At 70.4% G+C, this 10,780-nt stretch carries 8 protein-coding genes and 1 tRNA gene; 2 read left to right on the forward strand and 7 right to left on the reverse strand.

The window, feature by feature from the left end:
- Nucleotides 1-6: 6 nt before the first annotated feature.
- Nucleotides 7-2,214, reverse strand: a complete 2,208-nt coding sequence (locus A1QA_RS0106535) for a polysaccharide biosynthesis protein (protein WP_017178117.1) — start codon at nt 2,212-2,214, stop codon at nt 7-9.
- A 342-nt stretch (nt 2,215-2,556) separates the two neighbouring features.
- On the opposite strand from A1QA_RS0106535, the gene cimA reads away from it, so the two are divergent.
- Nucleotides 2,557-4,245, forward strand: coding sequence for a citramalate synthase (cimA, locus tag A1QA_RS0106540; protein WP_017178118.1), 1,689 nt, complete (start codon nt 2,557-2,559; stop codon nt 4,243-4,245).
- A gap of 10 nt (nt 4,246-4,255) precedes the next feature.
- On the opposite strand, the gene A1QA_RS0106545 is transcribed toward cimA, so the two are convergent.
- The 6 genes from A1QA_RS0106545 to orn all read right to left on the reverse strand — a co-directional run bounded on the left by A1QA_RS0106545 (nt 4,256) and on the right by orn (nt 7,752).
- Nucleotides 4,256-5,125: a polysaccharide deacetylase family protein gene (locus tag A1QA_RS0106545; protein ID WP_026048754.1), complete on the reverse strand. Its 870-nt coding sequence runs from the start codon at nt 5,123-5,125 to the stop codon at nt 4,256-4,258.
- 207 nt (nt 5,126-5,332) lie between these two features.
- Complete coding sequence (locus A1QA_RS0106550) at nt 5,333-5,734, reverse strand: DUF6463 family protein (protein ID WP_244266108.1); 402 nt, start codon at nt 5,732-5,734, stop codon at nt 5,333-5,335.
- 60 nt (nt 5,735-5,794) lie between these two features.
- A complete protein-coding gene (locus A1QA_RS0106555; RefSeq protein ID WP_017178121.1) occupies nt 5,795-6,088 on the reverse strand; it encodes a hypothetical protein in 294 nt (97 codons plus the stop codon).
- A complete protein-coding gene (locus tag A1QA_RS0106560; RefSeq protein WP_017178122.1) occupies nt 6,078-6,824 on the reverse strand; it encodes a RelA/SpoT domain-containing protein in 747 nt (248 codons plus the stop codon). Before A1QA_RS0106560 ends, A1QA_RS0106555 begins: the two co-directional genes overlap by 11 nt.
- A 69-nt stretch (nt 6,825-6,893) precedes the next feature.
- A tRNA-His gene (locus tag A1QA_RS0106565) sits at nt 6,894-6,966 on the reverse strand.
- Between the two features lie 156 nt (nt 6,967-7,122).
- Nucleotides 7,123-7,752: an oligoribonuclease gene (gene orn, locus A1QA_RS0106570; RefSeq protein ID WP_026048755.1), complete on the reverse strand. Its 630-nt coding sequence runs from the start codon at nt 7,750-7,752 to the stop codon at nt 7,123-7,125.
- A 141-nt stretch (nt 7,753-7,893) separates the two neighbouring features.
- Here orn and A1QA_RS14990 point away from each other — a divergent pair, with 141 nt between their 5' ends.
- Nucleotides 7,894-10,722: a serine/threonine-protein kinase gene (locus tag A1QA_RS14990; protein WP_017178124.1), complete on the forward strand. Its 2,829-nt coding sequence runs from the start codon at nt 7,894-7,896 to the stop codon at nt 10,720-10,722.
- The last annotated feature ends 58 nt before the right edge of the window (nt 10,723-10,780 follow it).

The following is a 10,780-nucleotide window of genomic DNA, read 5'->3' on the forward strand; positions in this document are numbered from 1 at the left end:
GCGGGATCACGCGGTGGCCCCGGCCCGCTCGGCAGCGCCCCTGGTGGCCGGGGCGCCAGGACGGGGTGTGCTCACCGGCCTGCCCGGCTGGCGGCTTGCCAGCGCGATCGCCTGCGTACCGGCTGGCCTCGCCGCTAGGGGACCGCTCACAAGGGCTTCCGCGCCTTCTGGGCCGTCCGCGATCATCGCGTCCCCTGCGCCGTCGGTGCGAGGCCCTGTGGCTGGCGCGGGAGCCTGGCTCGTGTCGGTCATCCACCTGCGCACGAGCTCGCCCTGGCGCCCCCACTCGGAGCGCGCGCGGAGATCGTCGATGTCCGTCAGGATGCCCAGTGGGAGCGCCGCGACGTCCACATGGGAGATGAGCGGGTGCCAGGGGCGGCGGTCGTCCTCCCCGGCGCCGAACAGCGACTCCGTCATCTTCTCCCCGGGACGGACCCTCGTGTAGGCCACCTGCGGCTCGTCATAGCCCATGAGGGCGGCGAAGCGCCTGGCCAGGGACTCGATATTGTGCGGCTCGCCCATGTCCAGGACGAGCACCTCCCCGCTGCGCCCCAGCGCCCCGGCCTGGAGCACCAGCTGGCAGGCCTCGTTGATGGACATGAAGAAGCGCTCCATGCGGGGGTCCGTGACGGTCAGGGGCAGCCCGCGCTCCAACTGGGAGGCGAAGGTGTGGAGCACCGACCCGCGCGAGCCCAGGACGTTGCCGAAGCGCACGGAGATGAAGCGCCGCTCGGGGGGCAGGCTCCGGCCGACGGCGGCGGTCAGCCTCTCGGCGATGCGCTTGGAGTAGCCGAGCACACTCGTGGGGTCGGCCGCCTTGTCAGTGGAGATATTGATGAACAGGCGCACATCGTGGCTGGTGGCGGCCGCCAGGAGGTCTCGCGTGGCGGCGACGTTGGTCAGGAACGCCTCCTCGGGGAAGCGCTCGGTGAGGGTGAGGTGCTTGAGCGCCGCGGCGTGGAAGACGATGGTCGGTCGCGCCTCGTCGAAGAGAGCATTGATGAGGCCTGGGGTGCGCAGGTCTCCGAGGACCAGGTCGGGGGAGTCGAGCATCGCCTCGCCGTCGAGGGACAGCTGGACGGCGTGGAGGGCGGACTCGTCGCGGTCGACGAGGATGAGCCGCTCGGGCCGGTACCGGGCGATCTCGTGGCACAGCTGCGCCCCGATGGAGCCTCCCGCGCCGGTCACGAGGACCCTCTCGCCAGTGAGGTAGGAGGCGATGGCGTCGACATCGGTGTCGATCGCCCGGCGCCCCAGCAGGTCCGAGATCTCCAGAGGGCGGAAGATCCCCGTGCCCCGCTGGGCGAGGGCGCTCGGCTGGGCCGGGGCGAGGGAGGGCGCCAGGCCCATGAGCTCCTCGGTGCCGGGCATGACACGGATCTCGAGGCCGAGCTCGCGCGCCCGCGTGACGACGCCGTCGACCTGGTCCGGGCTGGCCGAGGGCACAGCCAGCAGGACGAGGTCGGCGTTGGTCTCCCTGGCCACCTGCGCCAGGGAGCGCCAGGGGCCGAGCACCCGCACCCCGGAGAGCCTCAGGTGCCGCTTGGCGGGGTCGTCGTCGAGCAGGGCGACGGGCGTGTAGGGCGAGGAGGTGTCGTCCTGCATGAGGCTGATCGCCGCCGCGCCGCCGTGCCCGGCTCCCATGACGATCGTGCGGCGGGCGCGCTTGCCGACCGGCCGCTGGCGCATCTCGACCACCCGCAGGTAGAGCCATCGGCAGGCCAGGTGGAGGGTGAGGGCGGCGCCCCCGGACAGGATGGTGTCGCGCAGGGGAAGGAGGAGTCCCGCGGAGATCCCGGAGGCCGCGGACAGCGCGACGGCGATGACGACGTCGGTCAGCAGCACCGAGGGGATCTCGTCGATCGTCGCGAAGCGAGCCCGCCCCCGCAGGAAGACAAGGTAGCCGGTGACCTGGAGGACGACGGACAGCAGTGCCGTCAGCGTGACCCCCAGGCCCTCGGGGCGCGCGTCGATCCCCGCGGTCAGGCTGAGGGCGGCCACGATCATCACGGCCAGCGCCCACATCGCGGAGTCGAGCGCGGCGGTGGCGCCGTGGGGCAGGTGCAGGCGGGAGCCGCCGATCTCACGCTCCCGCCACTGCGGCCCCGCCCCGCGCTCCGCGGGCGCGGGGGGCTCCGGCGGCGCTGGGGGCGTCGTGGACGGCTGGGCCGTCCTCGTCCCGGGCGCTGTCGGCGCGGCGCCATGCTCAACCACAGGGAGAGTCCTTCGGTCAGGGGGGAAGGGTGCGGTGCCCGCGGAACCCGTGCGAGAGATACAACAGGTCAGCGGTTATATCAGCACTGAGGCGCCTCAGGCGGCGTATTCCCAGTATCCCCTATAGGCGCTGCGCGCGCAGTGGAACCGGTGGAGATCACAGGCTCCTCCCTTCGCGGGAGGGCATGGGGCCGGCGGGTGCCGAGACGCGGCCAGCGGGTGGTCCGGTGGGAAGACGGATGCTGTTTCGTGACAGGATGACGGCTGGAATGCCGCACTGGCCACGACTGATAGCCGTCCTGACGGCCCATCCGCTGGCCGATGATCGATGAAGGAGGCGCCATGGGAGCCGGTGGCGCGACTCTGCCCACGAGTGGCGACGCCGTCGCCATCTACGACACGACCCTGCGCGATGGCGCCCAGCAGCAGGGGATCTCCTTCACCGTGGGGGACAAGCTCGCCATCATCGGGCTCCTCGACGAGCTCGGCGTGGCCTATGTCGAGGCGGGCTGGCCCGGCGCCATCCCCAAGGACACCGAGCTCTTCACGCGGGCGGCGGACCTGGATCTGGCCACCGCCCGGCTCGTGGCCTTCGGCGCCACCTGCCGCCCGGGCGCCCCCGCCGCCGAGGACCCGGGCCTGCGCGCGCTCCTGGACAGCGGTGCCAGCGCGATCACCCTCGTGGCGAAGTCCGATCCGAGGCATGTCGAGCGGGCGCTGCGCACGACGCCCCAGGAGAACCTGCGCATGGTCTCCGACTCGACCGCCCTTCTGGTCGGAGCGGGCCGGGAGACGATGATCGACCTGGAGCACTTCTTCGACGGACTGGACCGGGATGCGGACGCCGACGGCGCTTACGGGATCGAGGTGGCCGTGGCCGCCGCCCGCGCCGGTGCCAGCGCCGTCATCGCCTGCGACACCAACGGCGGCGCGCTGCTGGACGCTATCACCAGCGCCGTCGCCCGCCTGCGCCAGGCCCTTGACGCCGCGGGGCGGCCGGACTGCGTCGTCGGGATCCACACCCATGACGACTCCGGCCTGGCCGTGGCCGGGGCGATGGCGGCGGTGGAGGCCGGCGCCCGCCAGGTCCAGGGCTGCGTCAACGGCATGGGGGAGCGCACCGGGAACGCCGAGCTGCTGACGATCATCGCGAACCTGGAGCTCAAGACCCGCTTCACGGCCCTTCCCGGCGGTCAGGAGGAGCGGGCGCGGCGCCTGTCGGAGCTCTCGCGGATCTCCCGCTCGGTGGGGGAGATCGCCAACCGCGCCCCCTCCACCCGCCAGGCCTATGTGGGGGCCAAGGCCTTCGCTCACAAGGCGGGACTGCACGCCTCGGCGATCCGCGTGGACCCCGACCTCTACCAGCACATCGACCCCGCGCGCGTGGGCAACACGATGAGCATGCTCGTCTCGGAGATGGCGGGGCGGGCCTCGATCGAGCTCAAGGCCCGCGAGCTCGGTATCGATGCTTCCGGCGATGGGGACGTCCTGGGCCGTGTGGCGGAGGCGGTCAAGGCCCGCGAGGCCGCCGGTTACGCCTACGACGCCGCTGACGGCTCCTTCGAGCTGCTGCTGCGCCACGCGCTGGGGGATCTGCCCGAGTACTTCCGGGTGGAGTCCTGGCAGGCCTCGGTGCGGGCCGCCCCGGTGGGGGCTGATCGCTTCCTCCCGGTGGACGGCTCGACCCGCACGCAGGCGGAGGCCACGGTGCGGCTGCGCGCGGGCGGGAAGCGCTTCGCGGTGCTGGGGGAGGGCAATGGCCCGGTCAACGCCCTCGACGCGGCCCTGTGCGACGCGCTCGCGGAGGTGTACCCGGAGATCCGGGCCTTCGAGCTGTCCGATTACAAGGTGCGGATCCTCGACGCCGAGCGCGGCACGCGCGCGATCATCCGGGTGCTCATCGACCTCACCGACGGCGAGCGGACCTGGTCCACGGTGGGCGTGGGCACCGACATCGTCGAGGCGACCTGGGAGGCCCTCACCGACGGGCATGTGGTGGGGCTGATCCGAGCTGGCGTCAGCCCGCGCTGATCAGCCCTCCTCACACGTGCCGGTCGTGACCGGCGCCGAAGTAGACGTCGTCGAGGGTGGCGGTGGTGAGCGACCGCTCGCGCAGGATGTCGATGATCTGGCCGTACAGGTGGGTGACGGTGGGGAAGTTGGCATGCCCGATGACGATGTGCTCGGCGAGGAGCCATTTTCGGGCCTCGCCGAGGAGGACGTCCTCGGTGAGCAATCCGGAGTCCCCGAAGGAGCCGTACCACATCGTGGGGGCGGTGTAGCCGATCTGGGCGCAGGCGGCGTCGACCCTCTCGTCGCGGTACCCGTAGGGCGGGCGGATGAAGGGGGTGCCGGTCACGCCGTACTGGCTCCTCAGGAGGTCCTCGCACTGGGTGAGCTCGGAGATGATCGCGCCGTCGCTCAGCGAGGTGAGTCCGGGGTGCGTCCACGTGTGGTTGCCGAGCTGGATCTGCCCGGATTCCACCAGGGGCAGCATCTTGGCGCGGTTGTCGGTCCAGGAGGGGTAGGAGCCGGTGACGAAGAAGGTGAGGCGGACACCGGAGTCCTTGGCGAAGTCGAGGTAGGCGTCGACGACGGCGGAGTCGGCGCCGTCGTCGATGGTGATCGCCACGACGTTGCCGACCCCGTCGGGCAGCCCGGTGATCACGCCGTCCGGGGCAGTGGGGGAGGGCAGTGATGGTGGGCCGTCCTGGAGCCAGAGAGGACTGCGGGACGGGGTGGGCGACGGTGTGGGGGAGGGTGACGAGGCCTCGGCGGCCATGGTCCCCGATGACGACGGCGTGGGGGAGGGGCTCGCGGTGGCACCGTCCTTGCCGGGAAGGAGCGAGCATCCCCCGGTGGCCGTGGCGGTCCCGAGGGCGAGGAGGAGCATGAAGTCTCTGCGCTGCATGGAACGGGGTCGGGGTAGGGGACGGGGAAGCGGTCTCGGAGGAGGAGCGAGAGCTGTCCGCGCCCGCTCGCGAGCGATCAAGTATGGGGAACCTAACCCAGTGTTGGGAGTCGGGCAAACCCGCTGGCGAAGGGTGTTGTGCGGAGGGCGGCCATGACAGGTCGCGCCAGGAGGTAGTGGCGGCAGCGGGGCTGATCCGAGCCGGCGTCAGCCCGCGCTGGCGGTCGGGCCCGCCTGGCCGCGCCGGCGCAGGAGCCCGAGGACCAGCGGGATCGTCAGGAACCAGAAGCCTGAGGCCGGCATTGTGATGATGCCGCCGATCGTCAGGGCCGCCAGTCCCGCGAGGACTCCCCTCGGCAGCGCTGGCTCATGGCGCTCGAGCGCGGCGATGGTTCCTCCCAGGAGGATGAGGGCCGCCCCGGCGACGAGGAACCAGTAGGCGGCAGCAGTCTCCGCGCTCGATGCCCAGGTCCCGACCCCGTCCTCGGCGAGGGCCGTGGTGATCCGCGACCACTGGGAGGCGAGGCCGGTGAGGGTGTGGAGCATGCCGATCGCCATGAGGCTCCAGCCCACGATCGGCCGTGGTGAAGAGGTGGTCGTCGTCTCCATGCTTCGAGGCTACCGGCGATACGTGCCGCTCGTCACCAAGGGCTGGGAGAGGCGCGGTTGTCAGGCGCTTTGGCGGATCAGTTGTTGCTCGAGGGGCGCGCGGATGTCCTCAAGGACCTGGCTGCTGAACCCCTTGAAGTATGTGGAGTGCGTTCGCTTGATCGTCTCGATGGAATCGGAGCCGATGAGGACGATGTCCATCTCCGGCTGATCCTGGTAGCGCAGCTCGGCCTCCCGGAACGCATCGACAGCCGCGTCCATGTCCGCGCCGAAGTCCCTCTGCTCCGCCAAGAAGTCCCGCTTGCGGTCGTACACCAGGAGGAACTGCCTGGTAGTGCTGGTCTCAATGGCCATCTGCGAGCCTCCTCTCATCGAACATCTTCTCAAACATAAAGGATAGCTCTTCGCTGATTCGCTGGAAGTCCACGAGATCCTGATCGGTCATGCGATAGCTCCCATCGATTTGCTGATACATCTTGGACAGGGCGCGTCCGTACTCCTGCGGGAGGCTGTGCCCCTGGTCCTGCTTGAGATTCTGGTCGACCAACATGCCGAGCGCTTCCATTGTTTGGGCCCAGGCGTGCATGCGCGCAGTGCGGAGCTGGATCTCGATGAGCCGGCCGTCCTTGAGGAGGACAAGGTGCTTGGCGCGGTAGCCAGACGCCCGAGGCTCTGAGATGTAGTCCTTCTCGCGGTTGGCCTGCATGTCCCCCGCCCACGTGAGCTTCAGCTGTTCCCCGATCCGACTGAGGTCGTGGAGGCTGTCGTCGTCCAAGACGACACGGCATCCTCCGAGGTCGACCATCCGGTCGAGGCTGAGGCCCGTCTCGCGTTGGGAGAGCTTGTCGATGATCGTGTCCATCCGCTTGAGGCGTTGGGAGATCTCAGCCTTGATGTTGAGTGAGCCGACGATACGTCGTAGCTCATCAGTCACCTCGGAGAGCGGTTTGGCGAAGGAGGCTCGGTATCGGCGGACCACGTCCAGAGCGGAAGCGAACTCCTCCGCCGGCGCCTCGCCGCGAGCGTGCCTCCGGATCGTGGAGCCAGCCTTCCTGATCTGAGACCCCGATGGGGGAGGCGGCTCCGTCATGACAAGGTTTCTCGCCATCGATTCGAACTGGCATCAGGAGGGAAAGGCTGGAGAATCATTGACCTTCGGGGTGGCTGACGGGGCTTGAACCCGCGACCTCCTGGACCACAACCAAGCGCTCTGCCAACTGAGCTACAGCCACCATGCGCAGTGCCCGCGATGAGCAGGACCGCAACGAATCGGTACTGTATCGGCTCGCTCAGACCTCCGGCAAACCAGGGGCCGTGGACTGCGTCACGCCACCGCCCGGCGCTCCCCGGAGCTGCCCGGCGGCCCCGCTGGCCAGCGCCCCGGGTGCTCAGGCCTGGCGGCCGGCCGCCGTCGTCGGGTGGGCGAGGATCTCGGCGGCGACGGCCCGGCACTCGTCCGAGGACGGCCCCTCGCCGTCGGGGAAGAGCACTGCGCGGTAGTAGCGCAGCTCGTCGATGGACTCCAGGATGTCGGCGAGCGCGCGGTGCCCGCCCTGCTTCTCCGGGGCCTGGAAGAAGGTCCTGGGGAACCAGCGCTTGGCCAGCTCCTTGATGGAGGAGACATCCACCACCCGGTAGTGCAGGTAGTCGATGAGCTCGGGCATGTCGCGCGCGAGGAAGGCCTTGTCCGTCCCCACCGAGTTGCCGGCGAGCTGCGCCGTGCGGGCCGTGGGGACGAGGGAGCGGACATGGTCGAGCACGACGCGCTGCGCCTCGGCCATCGTCCGCCCGCCGTCGAGCTCGTCGAGCAGGCCCGAGGAGGAGTGCATGGAGCGCACGTAGTCGCCCATCTGCTCCAGGGCGGCGGCCGGGGGCTTGATGAGCACGTCGATGCCCTCGCCCAGCGGGGTCAGCTCGTAGTCGGTGACGATGACGGCCACCTCGATGAGCGCGTCGGCGCCCAGGTCGAGGCCGGTCATCTCGCAGTCGATCCACACCAGGGGATCCGAGGTCGTTATCTGTCGGCTCACGGGCCAGCAGTCTAGTCCGGCTCGTCCCCCGGCACGCCCATCCCTCCCGGCGGCTCCCCATCGCCCCGCTGCCTGACGTAGATTCGGTCCCAGTGCCAGCCCTTGCCCCGCAGATCACGGAGTTCCTCGATGACATCCCCTGACGAGCCGCGTCCTCTCGGCAGTTCCTACCTGCTCAACGAGCGGATCGGGCGCGGCGCCCAGGGCGAGGTCTGGCTCGCCAGCAGGACTGAGGAGTCCGACGGCGCGGCCGAGCCCCTGGCGGTCAAGATCCTGCGCTCGGACCTCATCGAGGACCCCAGCGTCGTCGAGCGCTTCGTGCGCGAGCGCGCCACTCTCATGCGCGTCCACTCTCCCTATGTCATCGCCGTGCGCGACATGGTGGTCGAGGGCACCACCTTTGCGATCGTCATGGACTACGTGCCGGGGTCGGACCTGCGCGAGGCCGTCATGTCCAGTGGGCCCCTGCCGCCCGCCGCCCTGGCGCGCCTGGGCGCGCGGATCGCCGAGGGGCTCGTCGCCGTCCACGCCGCTGGCGTGGTCCACCGGGACATCAAGCCGGCCAACATCCTTCTGGAGAATTGGCAGACCGCCGCGCGCCGCGGGCGCCACGCCTCCCCAGACGCGTCGCCGGCCCAGGAGACCATCGACTCCGCCGCCACGATGACCCCCTCGGCGGTGACCACCTGGGGCGACGGCGGCATCGTCGCCCCGATCCCAAGGATCGCGGACTTCGGGATCGCCAGGATCTGCGACTCGCTGGCCACGGTCACCGGCACCGGTGCCGTCGGAACGCCCCTCTACATGGCCCCCGAGACGATCGCGGGGGCCCAGCCCGCGCCCGCCGCGGATGTCTACGCCCTGGGCATTGTCCTGTACGAGCTCGCCTGCGGTGTCCCTCCCTATGTGGGCCAGCCAGTCCAGGTGCTCGCCCAGCACGCCCAGCGCGATCCGGGCCGCCCGGCGGGCATCCCGGACGACCTGTGGGAGCTCATCGCCTCCATGCTCGTCAAGCACCCCGACCGCCGCCCCGCCATGGAGCAGGTCGCCTCCCGCCTGGAGCAGATGGTCCCGGCGCTCCAGGGGCTGCCGGCCACAGCGGCCCTGGTCTCCCCGCCCCCGACCATCCCCTCGGTCATGCCCTACGGCTGGGACGAGATCCCGACGGCGGATCAAGGCGCGGGAAGCGGGGGAGCGGCCTCTGCCCCGTCCGTGGCCTCCGGGCCCTCCGGGCTCAGCCCGGCAGGGGCCGCGAGCACCTCCACGCCACCGACCATGGCCGCCCCCTGGCTCCCCGCGGGCCAGGGAGGTCAGACGGCTCCGACGATCGCCATGGCGGGTGGCGCCCCGGCCTACGACGGCGGCCAGCAGGCCACGCTCATGAGCTCGGCGGGGACCGTGCCCACCACCGCCGTCATGCCGGGTGGCGTGGGTGGCGCCGCCAGCCCCGGTCAGGGGCAGTACGAGGGCGCGGGCATGGCGCCCGGAGGGGATGCCGCGAGCCCTTCGTCACCAGCCGCCCTCTACGCCCCGCCGGGGCTGCCCTCCGATGCTGCGCCCGTGCCCCGCAAGCGTTGTCGTCGCAAGGCGGTGCTCGGCGGCCTGGCTGTCCTCCTCGTCCTCTCGCTCGCCGCGGGGGGCGCGTGGTGGTGGTTCCGCAGCGACGCGGGGACCGTAGGCCGTTCGGCCATGGGATGGACCTCGGGCATCGCCGCGGGTAGCAGCGCCGAATCCGCCCGAGAGCTCAAGCGCGCGGACGACGATTCCCGGTTGTCCCCTGAGGGCTCGGCAATGCTCGCCAAGGGACAAGGTGCCAGCGATTTCAATAAGTATTATCTTTATGACTTCCTCTCTTCCTCCCAGGAGGCGGCGTGGAGTGGGGAGTGCGATGACGCGATGGGTTTCTGGACCGAGCGCCAGGCGCTCTGCCTTCGCAACGACGAGAGCGCGTCCGTGCTCGTGACCCTCAGCGCGGATGGCGCGGCGACGGAGAGCTCCTCCCCCCTGCCCAAGGACCACAAGCCCGTCGGCTCCGATGGAACGCGGGCGATCGTTCACAGTGGCGGATATGAGGGGAATCTGATGGCCCTGGACAGCGCTGGGAGCGCCGTGTGGACCGTGCGCGGCGAGTTCCAGAAGGCGATCATCCGCGACGGTTTCATCGAGGCCTACGACTCGTGGTCCAAGCAGACGATGGTCCTCGACTCGGCCACCGGGAAGCAGATCGTGACCAGCTCCTCGGGCAGCTCGTCGGACTTCGATGGCAGCAAGCCGCAACCGGGGGGCATCGGTATCGATGCCGGTCCGGAGACCGTCTACAACTGCGATGGCAGCACCTGCACGGTCTACGACTCGGCCGGCAATAGTGCTGGCACCGCCACGGACCCCGGCAGGAGTTCCTGGGTTCTCTCCGGCCCCGTGAGTCCCAAGCGCCTCCTGGAGATCCTCGAGCGCGCGGGCGACGAGGGGATCCAGGGGCACAAGATCACGCTCGAGGGGAGCGCGAAGTTCCCCAGCCTCCAGAAGCCGAACTCTGATGGCAAGACCCTTGTGGCGGGGGCCTCCCGGATGGACGTGCTCACCGTGGATGCCAAGGCCTGCACAGCCACCCTCGGCAGCGCCTCGCTGTCCATCCCGCCCAAGGAGGTGGGCGACGACTGCACCCTCAACCCCATCGGCTGGACCGCCGATGACAAGACGATCCTCATTCAACTGAGCGGATCGATCTACGGCTCACCCCGGAAGGGGGACATCCTCGGCGCCTACGACCCGTCGACCGGTGCCGAGCTGTGGCACGTCCCCGGGGACTGGGCGGCGGCTCCTGGCCGGGGCGCCGAGGCGAAGGACTCAGCTCTCCGTGCGGCGGGCGTCGATCCCGCCGGTCTGCGCAACTTCTTCCTCATCTGGCAGCCCGATACAGTGACCGGGGAGTACGTCCTCTACCGCGTCAACGGCTGAAGCGCGCCTCCCGCCGACCACTCGCAGCGAACTGGGGCCCGCCATCGTCACCGATGGC

The sequence above is a fragment of the Actinomyces timonensis DSM 23838 genome (genome assembly GCF_000295095.1).
Lineage (GTDB): Bacteria > Actinomycetota > Actinomycetes > Actinomycetales > Actinomycetaceae > Actinomyces > Actinomyces timonensis.